This window comes from Acidovorax sp. Leaf191, from assembly GCF_001424425.1.
GTDB lineage: Bacteria > Pseudomonadota > Gammaproteobacteria > Burkholderiales > Burkholderiaceae_C > Acidovorax.
This window is the reverse complement of the sequence record NZ_LMPT01000001.1, coordinates 61,222-79,234: the sequence shown is the minus strand read 5'-3', so window position 1 is coordinate 79,234 and position 18,013 is coordinate 61,222. Positions and strand designations below refer to the sequence as shown.

Annotated in this window: 16 protein-coding genes and 1 pseudogene; 8 read left to right on the top strand and 9 right to left on the bottom strand. The window is 55.2% G+C overall.

Annotated features, from left to right (window positions below):
- Positions 1-55 precede the first annotated feature (55 nt).
- Both ASG27_RS00325 and ASG27_RS00320 read left to right on the top strand, forming a co-directional pair.
- Positions 56-2,083, top strand: a complete 2,028-nt coding sequence (locus ASG27_RS00325; protein ID WP_162242307.1) for a S9 family peptidase — start codon at positions 56-58, stop codon at positions 2,081-2,083.
- Between the two features lie 234 nt (positions 2,084-2,317).
- Positions 2,318-2,845, top strand: a complete 528-nt coding sequence (locus ASG27_RS00320; protein WP_156371479.1) for a diguanylate cyclase — start codon at positions 2,318-2,320, stop codon at positions 2,843-2,845.
- A gap of 858 nt (positions 2,846-3,703) precedes the next feature.
- On the opposite strand, the gene ASG27_RS27205 is transcribed toward ASG27_RS00320, so the two are convergent.
- From ASG27_RS27205 to ASG27_RS26390, 6 genes and pseudogenes are all read right to left on the bottom strand, one after another.
- Positions 3,704-4,144, bottom strand: a complete 441-nt coding sequence (locus ASG27_RS27205; RefSeq protein ID WP_200912356.1) for an AbrB/MazE/SpoVT family DNA-binding domain-containing protein — start codon at positions 4,142-4,144, stop codon at positions 3,704-3,706.
- A gap of 129 nt (positions 4,145-4,273) precedes the next feature.
- Positions 4,274-4,861, bottom strand: coding sequence for an RES family NAD+ phosphorylase (locus ASG27_RS25645; RefSeq protein WP_082493044.1), 588 nt, complete (start codon positions 4,859-4,861; stop codon positions 4,274-4,276).
- 14 nt (positions 4,862-4,875) lie between these two features.
- Positions 4,876-5,352 (bottom strand): hypothetical protein, encoded by a 477-nt coding sequence (locus ASG27_RS25640; protein ID WP_082493041.1) that lies wholly within the window; start codon positions 5,350-5,352, stop codon positions 4,876-4,878.
- A gap of 203 nt (positions 5,353-5,555) precedes the next feature.
- Positions 5,556-5,673 (bottom strand): annotated as a pseudogene (locus ASG27_RS27950) (DNA polymerase III subunit beta); the annotation flags it as partial.
- Positions 5,674-6,070: 397 nt separating this feature from the next.
- Positions 6,071-6,652: an HAD domain-containing protein gene (locus tag ASG27_RS27105; RefSeq protein ID WP_056410177.1), complete on the bottom strand. Its 582-nt coding sequence runs from the start codon at positions 6,650-6,652 to the stop codon at positions 6,071-6,073.
- 261 nt (positions 6,653-6,913) lie between these two features.
- Positions 6,914-7,771 (bottom strand): hypothetical protein, encoded by an 858-nt coding sequence (locus tag ASG27_RS26390; protein WP_156371478.1) that lies wholly within the window; start codon positions 7,769-7,771, stop codon positions 6,914-6,916.
- 389 nt (positions 7,772-8,160) lie between these two features.
- On the opposite strand from ASG27_RS26390, the gene ASG27_RS25630 reads away from it, so the two are divergent.
- The 6 genes from ASG27_RS25630 (at position 8,161) to ASG27_RS25615 (ending at position 16,014) form a co-directional block, all read left to right on the top strand.
- On the top strand, positions 8,161-8,598 hold the full coding sequence (locus ASG27_RS25630) for a helix-turn-helix domain-containing protein (RefSeq protein WP_082485679.1): 438 nt from the start codon (positions 8,161-8,163) through the stop codon (positions 8,596-8,598).
- Between the two features lie 341 nt (positions 8,599-8,939).
- Entirely contained in the window at positions 8,940-9,845 is a 906-nt protein-coding gene (locus ASG27_RS26385) for a hypothetical protein (RefSeq protein WP_156370381.1), read from the top strand.
- Positions 9,830-12,214 (top strand): hypothetical protein, encoded by a 2,385-nt coding sequence (locus ASG27_RS26380; RefSeq protein ID WP_156371477.1) that lies wholly within the window; start codon positions 9,830-9,832, stop codon positions 12,212-12,214. Before ASG27_RS26385 ends, ASG27_RS26380 begins: the two co-directional genes overlap by 16 nt.
- A 2-nt stretch (positions 12,215-12,216) precedes the next feature.
- On the top strand, positions 12,217-13,479 hold the full coding sequence (locus ASG27_RS25625; RefSeq protein ID WP_162240408.1) for an ATP-binding protein: 1,263 nt from the start codon (positions 12,217-12,219) through the stop codon (positions 13,477-13,479).
- On the top strand, positions 13,463-14,581 hold the full coding sequence (locus ASG27_RS25620; protein ID WP_082493039.1) for a TniQ family protein: 1,119 nt from the start codon (positions 13,463-13,465) through the stop codon (positions 14,579-14,581). Before ASG27_RS25625 ends, ASG27_RS25620 begins: the two co-directional genes overlap by 17 nt.
- Positions 14,578-16,014, top strand: coding sequence for a TniQ family protein (locus ASG27_RS25615; protein WP_082493036.1), 1,437 nt, complete (start codon positions 14,578-14,580; stop codon positions 16,012-16,014). Before ASG27_RS25620 ends, ASG27_RS25615 begins: the two co-directional genes overlap by 4 nt.
- A gap of 996 nt (positions 16,015-17,010) precedes the next feature.
- Here the strand turns inward: ASG27_RS25615 and ASG27_RS27385 are convergent.
- The 3 genes from ASG27_RS27385 to ASG27_RS00290 form a co-directional block, all read right to left on the bottom strand.
- The gene (locus ASG27_RS27385) at positions 17,011-17,328 is read right to left on the bottom strand and encodes a hypothetical protein (protein ID WP_056434568.1); all 318 of its coding nucleotides are present in this window, start codon (positions 17,326-17,328) and stop codon (positions 17,011-17,013) included.
- Positions 17,329-17,371: 43 nt separating this feature from the next.
- The gene (locus ASG27_RS00295; RefSeq protein ID WP_056434566.1) at positions 17,372-17,563 is read right to left on the bottom strand and encodes a hypothetical protein; all 192 of its coding nucleotides are present in this window, start codon (positions 17,561-17,563) and stop codon (positions 17,372-17,374) included.
- 77 nt (positions 17,564-17,640) lie between these two features.
- Positions 17,641-17,928: a hypothetical protein gene (locus ASG27_RS00290; protein ID WP_056410173.1), complete on the bottom strand. Its 288-nt coding sequence runs from the start codon at positions 17,926-17,928 to the stop codon at positions 17,641-17,643.
- Between the last annotated feature and the right edge of the window lie 85 nt (positions 17,929-18,013).

Genomic DNA, 18,013 nt, shown 5'->3' with positions numbered 1-18,013 from the left:
CAGACCGGCTCAGCTTGCAGGCTTACCTTTTTGGGCCAACTTCCACTGCAATGCCATGACAACACAAACCACTCAGGCCACCACCTCCCCGGCGTCCGCTCCTGCACGCACGCCCTTCAAGGTGGATGATCTCTACCTTCACATGAAGATTACGGAACTTCACTGCACGGCGCGCTTTCAACGCGCGGTCTGCGCGGTTCAGTCGGTGGACCGCGAGAAAAATGACTACCAGTCCAAGTTGTGGATGTATGGACTGGAAGACTCCGAAGTCCTTCAGATCACCCATGGCACTGGTAAAGACCACTCGCCCTGCTGGGCTCCGGACGGAAACACGCTCGCGTTCATTTCTGACCGCTATGGCAGCGCGCAAATCTATCTGTTGCCCATGAGCGGAGGAGAAGCACAAACCCTTGGCCACTTTGAGGGCGAAGTGTCCAGCCTGCGCTGGACCCCCGACGGCCGAACGCTGCTGGTGACCGCCACAGTCAGCGTAGACCCCAACTTGCGTGGGCGGCGTCCACCGCCAGATGCAGCACCTGCCGCACATGCTGTCAGCCCGGCTGAGCTGGCCTGGAAGCTGCCGTACAAATCGGACGGGGTGGGTTACCTGTTGGCCAGAGAAATCCACCTGTTCAAGGTGGACGTTTCCACGGGCGACATCACGCAGCTGACCGATGGCGCCTTTGACGTTCTGGCCCATGGCGTTTCGCACGACGGGCAGCAACTGGCCTATGTCCGCACCCGCGAAGGGCGCTTCGCGCACGGCACCGATCTCTGGGTGTGTGGACCGGACGGTGCCAACCACACCCGCGTGACAGAAACCCATACCCATGTCATGCAGCCGGTGTGGTCACCGTCTGGCCGCTACATCGCGTTCACCGGTTCTGTCCTGGCGGGAGACGCAGAAGTGCGCCTTTGGCAGCTCGACACCACTACCGGCAAGACCCGGCAGCTTGGCGAGGTAGAAGTGGCGGATCCCAACTCCGTCCACTGGACCGACGGCGAGGATGGCATCGTGTTCGCGCGTGCACACGAGGGTCGCCACGAGATCGCGCGCATCACGCTGGATGGCCATATGGACGTCTTGCTCGCCAAGGACCACCAGCTGGGCGCCTTTGGCTGGACCGATAAGCACTATGCCCTGGCCCTGCAGCATCCCTCTGCGCCTTCAGAGCTTCACGTCTGCAGCAAAGACACCTGCGCTGACAGCCTACGCCAGGTTAGCGAACTCAATCCATGGTGGAAGGAGCGCACCGCGATCCAGGCGGAATCGAAATGGTTCGAAGTACCAGGAAGCGACGGCGGCACCCAGCGGATCCAGGGTTGGCTCATCAGGGCAGAGGGTGCACTTGACGGCGCTCCGCTGCTGAACGACATCCACGGCGGTCCCGCGAGTTATGCGCTGCTCGATTTCGATACGTCCATTTACTGGCAGGTGCTGTGCTCACAAGGGTGGTCGGTGCTTGCGCTCAACGCCGTCGGCTCCGCAAGCTTCGGCCACGATTTCAGCCACGAGCTGGAAGGGCACTGGGGCACGTACGACATGCCCCAGCATCTCGCAGCCGTCGAACTACTGAAAGCCCAAGGCATCTGCGACGACCGCCTGGCCATCTGCGGCAAATCGTACGGCGGCTACCTCACCGCCTGGACCATCGGCCACACCGAACTCTTCAAGGCCGCCATCGTCATGGCCCCCGTGGGGAACATCGAAACACACTATGGGACATCCGATGGGGGTTACTACGCTGATCCCTTCTTCATGGCCACCGCCCCCCGCTTTGACCGCGAGAAGGCGCGCCGCCTGTCGCCCCTGCAGCACATCAGCAACGCCAGGACACCCACCCTGTTCATGCAAGGAAAAGAAGACGAGCGGTGCCCGAAGTGCCAGTCCGAAGAACTGTTCGTCACCTTCATGTGCAGTGGGGACAACGCAGGCGAACTGGTGCTCTACCCCAACGAAGGACACGCCTTTCTCGCGGAGGGCGCCCCCGCATGCAGAGCCGACGCGGCAGCGCGCATCATCGACTGGTTGACGCAGCACACGGTCAATGAAACATACTGCGACGTCGAGCAAGCCGCCTGATCTATAACTACTGATGACCCTCTAGCGTCGCATGCTGCATATTCTTTCTCTAAAGCTGGATGCTATGCGGTGAGCATCCACAACGCAGTTGCACCTGTGCCTCGCGGTATCGCTACTTCAGTGTTGGCTGTGATCACACAACATACTCGCGTCTTGTCTTCACGTGGCGTTTACGGCAGCGAGAAATCTTGCGCGACCAGTTCGTTCGGTTCAGGTTAAAACAGTCTCAAAAGCATGAACGACCTTTTACTTGGATTGCTGATGTACGTAGTTCTGCCCCTCTGGATAGTTGCAGGACTCATCGATTGGTGGTGCCATAGGCACACGCGGATCGAGCTGACCAGCGGCTATCGTGAATCGGCTTTCCACTTGGTTATGTTCATACAGACCGGCCTTGGGGCACTGGCCGCAATGTTGCTGCAGATCAATTTAGGGCTGCTTGCGCTACTGGCATTCCTGTTTTTTTTGCACGAGCTCACAACTTGGCTTGAGCTACGTTTTGTCATCGAACGTCGACAGATAAATCCTTTCGAACAGATGATCCACAGCTTCATGGAGTTACTGCCGCTGGTCGCGATTTTGCTGCTGGCTGGATTGTATGACGGGTCGGGAGCATGGAATTTACAACTGAAAACCGAGCCCTTACTTGCAATGCACTTGGCAGTTATCTTGCTGGCCGTCACATTTCTTAACTTGGTGCCGCTTTTGGAGGAGGCTTGGCGCTGCCGCCATCATCCACCTCGCGGCGGTACTCAAAATTGAGCGAGTAGCTGAGATACGACTTGGAAATTGCAAACAACTCCCAGCCCGTTGTCCAATACGTAAGCGTGCAGGCACGGCATATTGACTTGAGCTATGTGCTCCAGTCCCGCGACGACCGCTGTCGGCCCCATTGCTGCCGCAGCGCCTGCGGCTGCCAGCGGCAGCACCCGCTGCAGAGCCGACTGTGGGCTAGAAGATACCTTTGTTCATTTGTCGCAAAATCATCGAAAGGTTCAAAACTGCGCAATACGTCCCATACAGAAGATAGAAACGCGGGCGCTCCCAGAGCGTCTTTGCGTTATTCGCACGCGAATTTGCCCTGTTCAAACAGACTCCTCCATAAAAAGAATGGACCGAGTGATCGAAATTCCATTTCTCGTCAGCAGCAAGCGGCTTGCGCCATCGGTAGGGGAAGAGCCGCTAATACAGGTTGCGGTGTGGAGGCTTGTTCGCGTTGGCGAGGGTGAGCTAATTCTGGTTGTCGCGCTGTCATCGGGGGCGGTACGCACAACGTCTGCGTTGGATCATTTTGACCCAGTAACACGGCAGGCCAGGACCTTTTCTGGGCGTGTGTACGAATTGCGGTGCGGGCCCACCGAGGACTCTTTTCAGCGCCGTAGGATTGCTGCCGCGCTAAAACAAGCAGGGCTTCAACTAGCGTCAGACGTAAGTGACGACTTTTGGGCGTTTGTTATGGCTGCGACGCACTAGAAAGTGAATGGAAACGGCGACCTCCATTTCACGCCTCAGAAAAATCTACGTTTGCCCCCCACAGACCAGTTGCCGCTGTTCTCGCAGACGAAAGCATCCACGCGGCTGATATCGTCGGGCTCAGTCGATGGGAGCGAAAGAGCCTGTCTAGGAGAAGGGCTGGCGGCTTCTTTCCATGTGTGCTCGCGGTGCCAGAACATCAGATGTCTGCAATCTTGGACACCTAGGTTGAAATTGTCCAGAATATTGGACATTCGCTTGGCCAGCGCCGAAGTCAAAGAATCTCTTCACCCCCAGGGCGTCCCCCCAAAGAGCCAAGTCAATGGGAGGTGATACCTTCAGGTCGCACTGCGCAACCATGTCGCCAAGGACATACTTGCTTTTTGTCAGCACGATCTCACCATCAACGGTTGCTTCCAGCTTCAAGCACTGGTCCGCAGGGATGTCAAACGCTTTGATGAGTGATGGTGGGATCGCCAAAGCAGTGGCACCACCAATATTGGGCTGGGCGCCCGCACCGGCAGACACCATTGCGTCCACTGGAAAGTCTTCCGGCACCCTGAGATAGTTGGCACGGTCCATCGACATATCGACTCCTTGCAGGCAGTTGCACCGTAGGTGTTCGGCCGACAGTATGCTTTCGACGAGGAGCAGATGACCGCAGCCGCTGCAGACAAGGCACGAAGCGTCGCCAGCTGGAAGCCCGCCGCATCTACGCTACGGAAGTAGCGGCAACCGCGATCCATTCAAAGCGGTTGCCAAAGCGACATGCAAATTGCCTGACCCTGACTCAATCAGGCTTTCAATGGACATCCGGCGCAGTGCCGTGAGAGCCTGCCCCCACAGCGCGAAGCAGTCTTTGTGGTACTGCTGGGCCGACTTGTAGACAATCCCGAGAAAGCCTGCCGCATGAGCTTCGGCCGCCAGGGCTTGTGTTTGGTCAAAGCGCAGAGAATGAAGCACCGGCCAACTTGAAGTATGCGGACGCAGGTCAAGAAGGGGAAGGTTGTCGGTAGTTTGTACGCTCAGCAGCGAGCGCTTGGCCATCAGTGCATACGAAATGCCGACTGCTTCACGACGGCAGATGGCCTCATAGAGTGCGGTTTCAGGCCGTTCTGCAAAGTAGGCCACTGGCTGGCCAGCAATATCAAAACGCCCCGAAGGCAGATTCGATGGAGGCAACAGGAGTAGCCGTGTCCCAATTTTCACCGTGCCAGGGCTGGCACTGGAGTGCTGAACACGGAAAAGAAGCTGAGGGGCTAGAAGATCGCGGTGAGGGATGTACTGAAGATCTGCGAGTTTCATGGGGCATAGAGGGGTCAATAGCCCTCAGCACCCGCCACTTCAACAACACGGGTCAAATGACCTTGCTCTATGGCCTGACGCGGTGTTCGACCGCCCAATGCGCCCGATGGCGTCTCCAAGAAGGCGAGCAGCGCCCAACCCTCGGTGGTTCCCAAGGCTTTTGAAAGCTTGGGTACGGCATCCCAGAGAACGGGTTCAAACTGCCAACTAGGGAGCTTGAATCCACGCCGGGTTTGGGTCAATCCGATAGCCCGTCCTTTGGCGATCCACGCATTGATCGTCACTCGGGTGGTACCAACCAGATCGGCAGCCATGTCTGTGCTGAGCATGTCATCGGCTTCCAAGCGGGCCTTCCGGAAAGCCAAGCTGCCCGCCAGTAAGTCCTTGGTCTGAGCAGCAGACGCGTAGGGAGACGGATTTGCAACTGCGCTTGGGGTGATGTTTGTGTGGTGGCGAGTCGTTGAGGTTGATGTTGTCGAGGCTGTTTTCATGGGGACTTCATCAATGGCGCCTTATGGCGCGTTGCGGCCGTTGACCTTGCTGCTGAAATAGGAAGTGCGGGGCAAGTTCAATACAAGGGCCTGCTTGAGCTTGGCAATGGGGCGGGAGAACAGGGTGAATACCTCTGCGCTATGGCGAGCCGGCAATTCGACAGCCGCCGGGCACATCTCCAGTTCCATAACGTCGAAATGGGGTGTCCGACGAATCAGCACATTGGCCAAGATCGGGAGCGTGTGGCGGCGTTCCACGATGCCAGCGACAGATTGCAAGACCGCGAGGACCTTGTCTTGGGTTGCCTTCAACACAATCATGGTAGCTTTGATTAGTTGGTGTATTTCGTAAAGTTCGATTGTCTCATCGTACTTGAACCGGTGCAACCGCGACAAGCGATCGCAGTCATCTCGGCCGCGCTAAGACGACCCCAGAGCTCTCCGATACGCGCTCCTTTGGCAAGGAGCCACGCAGTTCGCTCAGTCGAGAGCCAGTCGTTGAGGAGCGATGCTGCTCATTTGGAGCAATGCATCGAAGAGCCGCCACTTTGGCATACGCGAGGGGTCCGAACCGAACGCCGCCTTGATCACGCCTCCCATCAGTACACTCGCCCCCGACGACAAACGCATCGCGCGCAAGGCTGCCTTGGTTGCAGTGTGCTGATTGGAAACCTGCTGTCGAAGCGCTTCGCCCCATCCAGTTGGTCGCTTCAAGAGACTATGACTTGGCCGACAAAGCCGCCAAGCTGCAGCGCAACTTCTCCCTGAATTCCTGTTGGACCTCGGGGTTGGACAAGCCTGTAGTACCTTCGCATGCGACCAGGTTTTGCCGACAGGATTCGGGCCACCCCTCCAGATCGTCATCAAGTGCTATCCACAGTCGAGGCTTCCGGCGTAGCGCGTCTTCTTGAACTTGCACACCCCGGGGTGTAGTGCGGAACATGGACAGGTTCCAGGGGTCTACCCCATGCACGCGCCTGTGGTAAGTACCACCAATAAACCGATTACGCAGGGAGGCGGGAAGGCGCTTGAGGGTAGCGCTGTATCCGGGACGAATGCACCAGGTGCTACTCAGCACCAAGGCAACTGCCGGGTAGGGTTCGAGCACCGACTCCAAGATAGGCACCCATTCGAAAAGAGAATGTCCCGCAGCCTCATACGGACTCATGTATATACCTTTGCGTGGATGCCAGAGCACCTTCTCATGGTGAACAACACCATCGAGGTCCAAGTACAGAACGACGTCCGCGCTGCGGGGAGTAGACGCAGGGAGATAAGGGAAGCTTTGACCGCGTGGCATAGCCGTAGGAGTCCTGCATGGGGCGATGTGTCAGCCACGATAGAGGCATCTGCAAACCGGATTCAGATAGGCATCGGGACCGACGGATTGATGACGTGCCACAGATGACTAAACTCGCGCAACCTGCCGAAGCCACTAAGCGGCATGCGTCATCGAGAATCGTCGCTGGGTAACCGAAAAAGCGTCGCTCCCGGGGGGCTTGCTTCTGGATTCATGTTACAGACGCCAGCACTGGAGGTGCCCTTGTGTTGTGCGTGGCGATCAATTCCGACTGCTGATTATTGTTTCTACCGACCTCACTGGTATCCCGTGGAGCAGCAGTTGGTGTTCATAGACTGATCTGGCTTCAAAAAGTTTTTCGATAGAAAAGGGTGACCAGGAATAGCTTTGCCTTCTTTGAACCTCTTCCAGCAGCTCCAGTGTCTCTTCATCATCGTCCTCTATCTGAAACAGAACTCGCTCAAGTAAGCTCACATACAGGTAGTCAGATGGGTTTGAAGGAACTAGCGTTTGTTGATCGACTCGGATCTGCGCACGCAGCAGCAGTGTGGAACTCGCTAGGGCAAGTGTCCAAGCCTCCAGTCGATCCGCACGCAGAAATCCGACGTCCTCGATTAGACATAGCAATGTCTTATGGACGTGCCGTGACGTGAATTCCGGCGTATGCAGATCAGAGTCGAACATTGGGCGAGGAGGGCGATTCATGAACCAGTCAAAAACCGGGGGCCTAAAACCACTCAGAGCGCGTCGACTTTCAGTCTTTTCCTGCTCGCTCTTTTCTGCCCAACAGAGCGCGAAATCAGAAGAAAGAGTCGTGTACACCCTGCCGTTCGTCACATTCCATTGTTCGTGCAGCACCTCAGCCAGATGAGCTAGGGCTATCTGGAGTACGGCCATACATTCTCGTGCTTCCTTTCCCTCAGCGAGAGTTGCAACGTCAAGCGCATCGAGGTGCAGGTGCCAGTGGCTCAGCGGTGAGTACGCTGCAGCTCGAAGACTCATGACGCTTTCTGGTGTCTGGCTTTTTGTAGGCTCGAGCAGCTTCCGCACAAGCCCTCCTGTCATCATCTCTTTGTAAAAGTTCAGGTCCCATGCACCCTGCTGTGCGGCGCTCTTCATAGCGAATACGCATCGGTCAAGAGCTTCTACGGCGTCAGTTCTTGGACGCGGCGGCTTGGATGAAAACCAACTTCGCCACGTTCTAGCGTCCAGGCACTCGGGACCCAAAAATGATTCCATCAAATCCAACACCTGTCGCGCTTGATGCGCGCCTGGAACGTGGTCGTTGCCCAGCAGGAATGATTTGAAATGACTCGCACCAAAGCGCGCTCGCACGAGGGGTAGTCTTTTATGAAGACTTGAATTGCTACTCATAGGAGGGCATTGGATTGATTGTCGAGATGCCAAGAATTTGATTTGGAATCCAATCCTGTCAAGACAATTGAACACGACGCATATCAAACTGAATTGCATCGACTGCACCAGGCGAATCTCTTAAGGTCTATCCCATGCCCGTCAGAAACAATTCGGTGTTCATCTCCGCAAATTTGCCATCGCGTATGAATGGTGCGCGCATCGCTCCGCTGAGCTTTGGAAGGCTTCTGGCGGAGCTTCGGCAGGCGCGAGGAATGAGCCAGAAGACGCTTGCTTTTCAGGCACGGGTGGCCGCTTCAACCTTATCCGAGCTCGAAAATCGTCGCCGCCTTCCACCGCCGGAGTCGACAGTGTTGGCGCTGAGTCAGGCGCTCAAAGCGAGCGCAGAGGAGCAGCGAATTCTCATCCAACTTGCTGACGAGGCCAGGGCAGGAATTGGCGTACGGGTAAGCCGAACTATGCCAGCCCACGTGGCTCAGTTGCTGCGCGAACTAGCAAGCCTTAGCCACCGACTGTCCCCAACGGAGACGCGGAGCCTGCAACTTTATGCAAAGGACCTTGCCATGAAATAAGAAACGGCGAAGCCCCTTTCGAAGCCCCGCCGCCCAGGTTGCTCAGACCGTTCAGTCTTCGCGAGTCGCGTTGCAAGACTATCAGATCTGAAGGCCCGGGGGAAGCTATTCGTCTCCACCATGCGAATTCCCTATTCAGATCATGTACGCACAGAAATCCGCGCATTCATCCCCCTTTCTTGCCGCTCAACAATTGCCTCATCGGAGGTGTTGTTCTTCACCCAAGGTTAATTGCCTTTCCCATCGCCTAGGGTTTGCTCTCGCAGGCAGGAGTAGGTTTGCAGAAACTAAGAGATCATGCATCCGTAGCCGTTTGAGCTTGCATTGAGATGGCGACAGTCATGACAGAAGCCCGGCTGACGCAGCTACGCCGAGACGGGTGTGGGATGGGGCGCGACGAGGGCTACCAAGCCTGGATCCGCATTCGTCGCAAGCTTAGCTCGCCGGTCTCCAACCTGCATTCGATGACTAATCCGTTGTATCGGAGGTCGCTCAACCTGCTCTCCGGTTTGGAGTTCTCTGCTGCGAACGTAGCTCTTTGGCTAGGAGCTAACGAGGTGCGAGAGCAGCATCCATTTTGGCCGGAAGAACATGTTCATCCAAGTACAGGTCGTCATCCTGACTTGGATCGTGAGTTCGGTCCGGCGCCTGGTTTACTCGACCTTGCTAAACAGGCGGGCATCAAGCATGGCGTCTATCCAGGAACTCGTCTCCCCTTCGTTGCCACCATTGATTTCACTGTTGCCACAGGAGCGTGGCATGCGTCGCGGCTGACCCATTGGAGTTGTAAACCGAGAAGTTTGCTGGACAGTGCCCCGAATCGTGAGCGCATGTGGGAACGCATTGAGCTTGAGCGAATGTACAGCCATGCGGTGTACGCGCTTCATGTAGTGATTGACGGCACCCATTTCACTCGCGATTTGATTGCCAACCTCGATTGGTGCCGACCGCTTCGATCTGAGATGCGGTGCCCTGATCACCGTGATCGGCTTCCAGAGTTCTGCGGTCTCTTCATGTCCTGCGCGCAAGACTCAGTCGAGCGAGCTATACGCTTCGCGGCGGAAAAAATGATGATTCCAAAGTTGGATTCGGAGGCTTTGTTCAGAACCGCAGCATGGCTAGGTTTGATAAACATTGACCTGAGCGTGCCCATCATCCTAAGTCGGCCATTGCGACGCGATTCCACTCAGTTCAAGGAGCGGCTACGCAAAGAACTACTTGGGGAGCAGGTATGCGTGAGTCGCTAAAGGGAAAGGTGATCCGAATCCATAGTGACGACGGACACGCCGATTTCGGCCGGATCATTTACGACTTTGTAGAGAACGATGACGTTCTCTACATCGCATTCCCGTCTTCACCCGAGAAAACGTTTGGGGAAGTGAATTCAATCACTGACGTAAAGGCACCCAAGAACGAGAAACGTAGATCTGCTTACCTCGGTATGCCCCGGCGTCTTCGTCGGGCGACTATTCCCCTTTTGGGAGGAGGAAAGAGTGTTTCGCTCGTCGATTTCACTCCGCCGGCCGAGTGGCTTCTCACTGACGACCAACTTAATAAAGAAGCCACGTCGCTAGAGAGAAATCGCCGAAATCTCCCCCAATGGCTCAAGCATAGAGAACAGCAGAAAGAGCTTATCGAGCCCATCATTGGTGAGTTCGGCGAGTTTGAACTTCTCGAACTTGGGCTGTTGCAAGAGCTTGTTCAAGCGAGGTCTAAGGCATTGGGCTATCCAACCACCAAGAAGGTGCGGCAAACAATGCTGCGGTTCTTACTCGGATGCGGGCACCCCAACGCGTTACTGCCAAATTGGGGCGAGATCGGGGGAAGAGGAACGGAAAAATTCACCAAGAAGAAAACGGGGGCTCCTAGCAGAAGAAGTTCTCTTCCGCATGCCGTGCCCGAGCATGTTTCCGACGAGGAGGACCGGCGGAAGCTGAGGGATGGATATCGAAAGCACAAGCGTAAGCGAGTCTCGATTCATCTTGCATATCTCCGAACTATGGAGGAGTACTGGCCAGGAAACGAGGCGATCCTTCATCGTTCTCAGCGCAAGTATTTTCTGCTCCCCGCAAGTCAGCGCCCTACAGAGGCTGCGTTCCGATGGGCCGCACGATCACTGCGATCCGCATCGCGAATCAACATGGGTGAGCTTGTGCATCGAGCGGTCAGACGCGCTCTTATGGGTTCACGTGCGGATGGCGTCGTCGCAGTGGGACAACTTGGGGTAATCGACTGCACTAGTGAGGACCAAACGCTAGTTTCTGCAGTCAATAGCCTTAAGGTCCTGCCTTCGTCACATCGCACTCTCGTCGTAGATGTAAAGAGTGAATACATCTTGGGGATCTACTGCGGATTTGAGTTCCCCAGCACGCTGACGTCACTCCTCGCGATTCTCAACTGTGCCGCTGACAAGGTGTCCTTTTGTGCGCAGCATAGGGTCTACATCAGCGTTGGCGACTGGCACTCTCGTGTTCCCAAGCGAATCCGCGCAGACAACGGAGAGCTCAAGAGCGAAAAAGGAATCAAGACGATGACCGCCTCCGAGGTCGGTCTTGAATTTGTGCGCTCGTATGCAGGCGACATGAAAAGCTTGGTTGAGGCAACTCACCTCACTATGCATCGCCGTGTTGACCATAACGTCGCGGGATCCACCCAAGGTCGTGCGAAAGAGAGAGGTGAGCCGGCCCGTGAAGAAGAAGCCTGCCGTACTTTTGAACAGAACATGAAGTACGTAATAGAAGCGGTGCTCTACATCAACAATGAACAGCCCGTTCCCCAACTGCTCACTGTCGAGATGCGGAAGGATGGCGTACAACCTACGCGCCGTGCGATCTATGAGTGGCTTGTGGATAAGGGTTACGTCGCGAGCGAGCCCATAGACATGGATACCCTCCGTGCGCATTGCCTTCCAAAGCTCAAAGCCGTGATTCATCGGGATGGCATCCACGTCTTTGACCCCCGGGATGAACGCAGACTGATTCCTGGCTTGGTGTATGTCGGCTCCTGGTTGGCGGAATCAGGACTGTGCGAACGGGCGACTCGCGGTCGTATTCCGTGTGAGTTGCAGCTGGATCCTCAGAATATTTCGGAAGCCTTCGTGATGCGCGAGGGACTCCGTGAGCTCGGACTCAAGACTACAGATCCCTTAGTGAAGGAGTTGACGCTGTTCGAGTACCTGCAAATGACTGATGAAGACAAACATACGGTTGGCGCCATGCAGTCTGATCAAGAGTCGCGGGACGCGTACTTTCATTCGAGTAATCAAGCGGAGAACAAGGCTGCAAAGGCGGTGAAAGCCAAGGCCTTGGAAGCTGCTGGCGAATCCAAGCTAGCACGACGCGCTGGATACGAAAAACGAAAAAATTTAGACGAAGAACTGAACCGGCAACACCTCATAAAGCTGGGGCTGGGCGACTCGGGTGCGGCGAGTCAACCCACTTCGCCATATGAGCCACCCGTCGTTACCGCAATTCCGGCCTCAGTACTTGGGCAACACACCCCGATTACCCAGTCAGGCGATGCGATCGATGGAGAGCCGTTGTCGCCTGCACTCGGTGCAGCACGAAGCGTAACGGCAGATCTGATGGCGCAACTAAGAAAAACACGGAGGGCATGAGGATGCAAACCTCAGATCAACTTCACCTAATAGACCAAGGAAATCCGCTTCTCGCCCCGCTTCTACCTGAGCGGAGTTTCAGTCAATGGGCGGAAGATCTGCACTTTGATCCTGTTCCGAATCGGCAAACGGCAGGGTTGCAGGTCTCTGAGAGCCATCTGCACCTCGTGGAGCAGGTTTTCATCCCGAGCCAGCGCTCCATTGTCTTAGCCATGAGTCTCGCCGCGATGATGATATCAAGTTTGCGACGCCGTGACCCGCGAATCCCGGCAAATCGACATTACCCATATCAGCTGGCAACATATTCGGAAAAAGTCAGCAAGAGGAGCCTCAATCAAATACCGTGGCTCGGGGAAGGAGCGCCAGGTGTGATTTTGCAAGGGCCTACCGGCAGTTCTAAAAGCCACTCCTGCGACGCATATCTCCGATTGCTCCCCCAGTATGTTGATCACGATGCACATCACGAGTGCGGCTGGCTCAAACTCCGACAATTGATCTATTTGCGGGTGCCGATGCCTGCAGATTTCAGTCGCAAGGGGCTATTGCTGAACATCGTTTGGAAAATCGATGAAGCGCTAAGTACCAGTTATGGCGACGAGATCAATAACCGCATAACGCAAGAGCAGCTCCTCGTGGAGGTACTAAAAATATTAGCCGTTCATCGGTGTGGTCTCCTGATTCTTGAAGAGGTGCAGGAGCGCAACGTTTCTTCCATCGGTTTGGGCAGCGAGTTTTCTACGGTATTTCTGAAAATTATGAACTCGGGCGTGCCCCTGGCGCTGGTCGGAAATCCAAAGTCATTTGATCGGATCATGAGTTTCTCGCAGGATCAGCGAAGACTAACTTCAGGTGGGCAGTTTGATTTCGTCCCAGCGTTTGATCACACCGACGAGGAATGGGGTCTTGACCTTGTCCCGGGTGTTTGGGGATGGTCTGTTTTCCCCGAAGACGATGAGCCCATCCAAAATTTGCCTCGGTTCTTGTTCGAGCGGACAGGAGGAATTCCCGCGGTCCTAAGCCTGTATCGGAGAGAGTGCTTGGTAGAGGCGTTTCGCGCTGGAGCTCAGCGAGTGACGCGTAACCATGCGGATGCTGCTTTTTGGTCTCCCGCGATGGTTGGTCTGCATAGACTTATTGATGCCTATGTGAAGAAGGACCTTCAAGCTCTCGCTCAATCATTCACTGATCAGCCAATAACGTTTCTGCGGGACGTATGGTCGAGAGAGCGGAGGCGGAGAGGGGAAAGCGATGAACGAAAAAAATAAGCACAATGGGCAGGAACGCTGCCTTCAAATCGTTCCGACTTGGATAGACGATGAATCGTTCTATTCATGGTGCTGTCGTTGGCATCGACAGACTTTAAATCGAACGCGGACTACAGGAGTGGCATTATTTGGAGTTCCAAGTGCTGCTAAAGTCTTTCACGCACCAAGTCCCTTTGGATGGTTTGATCGCGTGACGATGGGTCTGTTGGGCACTCCGAGTTCTATTTTAAAGAAAAGAACGATCGCTGGCTCATATCTATCTTTGGCCCAGCAAGTGGATCGTCAACGAGTGGAGCTTGGCCAATTACCACCTGCTTATCTATTCAGCGCGAAATCGGGCGTGACCACACCTCTTCGTTACTGTGAGAAATGCGCTGCGGCGCAGGTCTCTGAGCACGGTGTTGCTATCTGGCGCATCAATCATCAGCTTCCTGGTGTCAGTGTCTGCATAGAGCATGGGCGCCCATTGGTGGAATATTCAGAGGGGCGCCAAATCTGGGCGTTACCTCATTTAATAAATGCAAGAGAAATTCGAATGTTTTCGTCAAGGGAGCTGGAAATCGTGGTTGCGGTAGCCATTGCTGCAAGAAAAATTTTCCAAAATGCGGCATTAGACTCCAATGTGCTGCAGGGTAGTGCTCGGAAGGTACTCTGCGAAGTTTATGGTGCGATCGACGCCAAAAGGCTGGATCCAGAGCTTATAGAGCGCCATTGGAGGTGCTCGACTTTGTATCGATGGTGTACTCGTTCTTTCAATGGAGCTAAGGCTTTCCCTCGGTTATGGCTTACTGACGTTATAAGAGGACGGCGCTCGGAAAGAAATCCTCTGAGATGGGCCTTTGCAATTGCATATTTCGTGGAGCAATCGTGGGCGTCGGTTGACGGATTTTTTGCGGACACCTCAGTCCCGCAGTCGGCGCAGCTCTCATTGTGGGCAGATATCGGGTATATCCCGCATGAAATTATCCGTACTTTCGTGATTGCGACGAATCTTACTCAGGCGGCGGCGATGTTGGGTGTTACTGCCCCAACGGTGCGTAGATGGATACGGACGCATCCAGAGCTGTCTTCAATTACTATGCACTGGAAATTTAAGCGATGATTCCCTTTGCGCCCAATGGTATATGTCTCGAGTCCTATGTAAACTTGCTTCAACATTTGGGTGGTAAAAAGACCTATCCGCTTGGAAGGCGCTGCATCGTTTGGCGGGCAAAAAAAGTTTCGAAAGAAATGTTGGGCGGTGCGTTGAGTCCAAGCGAGGTGCTCATGAAGTTTACCGCTCTGCCTTTGGTAATTGAAACGCTTGATGAATCATTGAAGAGAAAAATCATGGAGCTGATTTCCTCTGATGGCCTCGCTATAGCTAAGCGCGTGAAGCTCGCAATGCCGAGGAATGGTTCCAAGAATAGGCGCTGTCCCTGCTGCGTATCTGAGGATCTTCGTAGCTACGGAATAGCTTTCGGTCGAAGCGTGCATCAGCTCGCGGCTATAAATATTTGTCCCAAGCATGACGTTTTGCTGGAAGAGGAGTGTCCAACTTGTGGGGCAGTGATTGAAATTTTGCCACGAACTGCCCCATATAAAGGTGAGTTGCAAGTGTGCCGGCGGTGCAAGTCCACGAGAATACGAACATTGTCCCATTCGTATTCTGATGGTTACGCAGCATTTGCTAAGTTGCTGTGGTGCAGCTTGGAAGGGCAGTCAACTGAGGTTGGGGTTCGGCAATTGAAAATCGCTTTGAACCGTTTTGCCGAGCTTAGTCTTGAGCACGGTGTCGACTTGCTCACGATCTTCGCGGGAATTTGGGATCGCAAGGACTGGCGCGATGCGTGCAAGGATGCTGGCGCTAACCCTAAGGAGGTGCGAAGTGCTTTACTTTTCGGTGCGGCCCCAACCTGCGTGATTTCGATTTATGCTTTGATAAGTTTCTTTAACATTCGGATAGCTAGTAATAATAATTTGCCTAGGGGGCTTGCGCAGCGTGTACCAGCCTGGAAATTTAACTGCGGTTTCCCCGAGCATTTCAGCATTCGATGTCGAGCTCACGAATTTGGAGTCCCCATGCGCGTTATGTACTTGGTGCTTGTAGGTGACTGGGTTGCGGTTCGTAAGTTTGGCTATGCCATCAAGGGTATTCGCCAATTTGTCGCGTCTCTGGAGAGCTGGCAGCAGCTGGCTATCCATGCACGAAGAGCGATATTTCTTGGGAGTCGGCTGTCGAGGTTAAACATCAATAGCGGTAAGGTGGCAAGACGACCTGAAATACTAGTTAAAAGCGCGCCAAACTGCTTGGTGGCAGAGCGCGTTCGGCGTATTTGCGAGTTGCTGGAGTTTTCATGCGAAGTGGAGCTGCGAGTAGAGGTTTCGAGAGAAAGCCCTGTCGTGTTTTTCGATGGAGCTGAAATGAGCCTATGGGGCTCAACTCAAACGTTCGACTTTGTGATTCAGCGGACACAATTTTGGCCGCAACTTAAGAGTCGGAGTTTTTTCATGACTCCCCACGTGCCGCGCCTCCACAGCTACACCGAGGGGTGATCAATCCAACAATTGAGTTTATTAGTTTGAAGTAGTTTTTGCTTCAATTGCGATGGCAAGGACTTTAATTCTGCAGATGCGTCTGAGCAGAGTGCATGGATGATGCTCCGAGGATGTTTTCGTAGCTATATAGCCGCAAATGAGGGGTGACCACAAGGATGCGAATGTGAGCTGAAAAAGTGCGCGGAAACATCGCTTCAGATCGATGAAAGCGTGTTTCAGATGAGGACACCTCTGGGCTCCATGGTGCTCTTGTCCGCCACGAGTTTGCAGACCCGACCAAGAGCTATTGATGGCGCTCGACCGGATCGCCCTCGCTGCGTTCTATTTGTAGGATGAGGTTTGAATGCCGCGCCAACCATCAACTTGACGGAGCTTATCGAGAAGCCGTTGCCACAATCCCTGCTGGAATCAGTAAGGTAATGGCGATCTTGGCAGACACCGATGTCAGTGCAAGCGAATCCATCACGCGCGCGACTCAGAAGTCGTCATCCCAGTCCCAAGTTACGCTTACGGGACTCATGTAAATATCTAGTTGCATTGACGGGTCATGCACCAATGCATTCACAAGGGATCGTCGACCGCTTTCTGCGCCGGTTTGCCGGTAGTCCGTTCTCTGTTGACACGGAGCTTCAGACAACACATGAATCCATTCATTGCTTAAATTTACGGCTCATTCATCCTCGGCTAGTGGCCCGTGACAGGTTATCGCAGGTCGACACTTTGTTAGCAAGTCCCAGGTGTGGTTGTTGTGAGCAATGGGGGATTGTGCAAACAAAGTTCGCCCTGTCGGTGGGAATGTTCCTGCAGCGGTGGGTGGTAGGCGCATCCGAGAGGCGCCATGTCTTTGGCCACCCTGCCACCAACAAAAAGGGCTCCCACACGGGAGCCCAGTTTGTTGTCGCGTCGCGGCGGGTCCAAAACACTCCCCATGGCAGCAGCACCAGCGACATGCCGCCAATGCCACCACCATGGGAAGGCCCGCAACTGCGTCAATTACATCGCGCTGATTTCGCCCGAAGGGATCGTGCCGGCGCGCACGGCTTCAGCAGCCTGGGCACGCACGGCAGCGCGGTCAGCCGTGGACTTGTAGGTCACGACGCGCGAACCAGCGGGCTCGATGCTGCGGGTCTGGGCAACGGTGGAGGCTTCGGCCGCCACGAGGGCGCGTACTTCGGCTGGTGGAACCTGGCCACCAAGCTCAATCTGGCCCTGGCCGCGGGCCTGGTGCGGCAGCTCCAGCAGCGCAGCCAGGGCGCGCAGCGCGGCGTAGACGGTGACGAACCCGCCCACCAGCAGCAGCACCAGCGACATGCCGCCAATGCCACCACCATGGGAAGGCCCGCAACTGCGTCAATTACATCGCGCTGATTTCGCCCGAAGGGATCGTGCCGGCGCGCACGGCTTCACCCAACCGCGCGCTGCGCACCACCAGCCAACTGCTGGGCACAAGAGCGAATTGCGAAGCATCGGCTTCGTCAGCGTGGGCACCGAAGGCAGCGAAAGCGGACACAGCGGCGATGGAGAGGAAACGTGCAGTCTTGTTCATGATGAAAGTCCTGTGTATTTTTTAGAAGTCAGGTTTTTTATGGAGAGAGTCAGGACGCTGAATCCGTCGGATCCGGATCAGCCTTGCTCACCCGAAGGGATCTGGCCGGTGCGCACAGCGTCAGCAGCCTGGGCACGCACAGCAGCGCGGTCGGCCGTGGACTTGTAGGTCACGACGCGCGAACCAGCGGGCTCGATGCTGCGGGTCTGGGCGACGGTGGAAGCTTCTGCAGCCACTTCGGCGCGGGTGCGGTTGGTTTCGAACTTGGACACATATTGCGAAGCGTCGGCTTCGTCGGCTTGGGCGCCAAAGGAAGCGAAGGCAGCGACAGCGGCGATGGAGAGGAAACGTGCGGTGTTGTTCATGATGAAAGTCCTTGAANGCGTCGGCTTCGTCGGCTTGGGCGCCAAAGGAAGCGAAGGCAGCGACAGCGGCGATGGAGAGGAAACG

Bases quoted from the DNA above. Each gene is read 5' to 3' on its own strand.
- ASG27_RS26385 (WP_156370381.1), top strand. From the start codon at position 8,940: ATGACAGAAGCCCGGCTGACGCAGCTACGCCGAGACGGGTGTGGGATG.
- ASG27_RS00320 (WP_156371479.1), top strand. From the start codon at position 2,318: ATGAACGACCTTTTACTTGGATTGCTGATGTACGTAGTTCTGCCCCTC.
- ASG27_RS27105 (WP_056410177.1), bottom strand. From the start codon at position 6,652: ATGCCACGCGGTCAAAGCTTCCCTTATCTCCCTGCGTCTACTCCCCGC.
- ASG27_RS26390 (WP_156371478.1), bottom strand. From the start codon at position 7,771: ATGAAGAGCGCCGCACAGCAGGGTGCATGGGACCTGAACTTTTACAAA.
- ASG27_RS25625 (WP_162240408.1), top strand. From the start codon at position 12,217: ATGCAAACCTCAGATCAACTTCACCTAATAGACCAAGGAAATCCGCTT.
- ASG27_RS25630 (WP_082485679.1), top strand. From the start codon at position 8,161: ATGCCCGTCAGAAACAATTCGGTGTTCATCTCCGCAAATTTGCCATCG.
- ASG27_RS25640 (WP_082493041.1), bottom strand. From the start codon at position 5,352: ATGAAAACAGCCTCGACAACATCAACCTCAACGACTCGCCACCACACA.
- ASG27_RS27205 (WP_200912356.1), bottom strand. From the start codon at position 4,144: ATGTCGATGGACCGTGCCAACTATCTCAGGGTGCCGGAAGACTTTCCA.
- ASG27_RS25645 (WP_082493044.1), bottom strand. From the start codon at position 4,861: ATGAAACTCGCAGATCTTCAGTACATCCCTCACCGCGATCTTCTAGCC.
- ASG27_RS00325 (WP_162242307.1), top strand. From the start codon at position 56: ATGACAACACAAACCACTCAGGCCACCACCTCCCCGGCGTCCGCTCCT.
- ASG27_RS25620 (WP_082493039.1), top strand. From the start codon at position 13,463: ATGAACGAAAAAAATAAGCACAATGGGCAGGAACGCTGCCTTCAAATC.
- ASG27_RS00295 (WP_056434566.1), bottom strand. From the start codon at position 17,563: ATGAACAAGACTGCACGTTTCCTCTCCATCGCCGCTGTGTCCGCTTTC.
- ASG27_RS25615 (WP_082493036.1), top strand. From the start codon at position 14,578: ATGATTCCCTTTGCGCCCAATGGTATATGTCTCGAGTCCTATGTAAAC.
- ASG27_RS26380 (WP_156371477.1), top strand. From the start codon at position 9,830: ATGCGTGAGTCGCTAAAGGGAAAGGTGATCCGAATCCATAGTGACGAC.
- ASG27_RS00290 (WP_056410173.1), bottom strand. From the start codon at position 17,928: ATGAACAACACCGCACGTTTCCTCTCCATCGCCGCTGTCGCTGCCTTC.
- ASG27_RS27385 (WP_056434568.1), bottom strand. From the start codon at position 17,328: ATGTCGCTGGTGCTGCTGCTGGTGGGCGGGTTCGTCACCGTCTACGCC.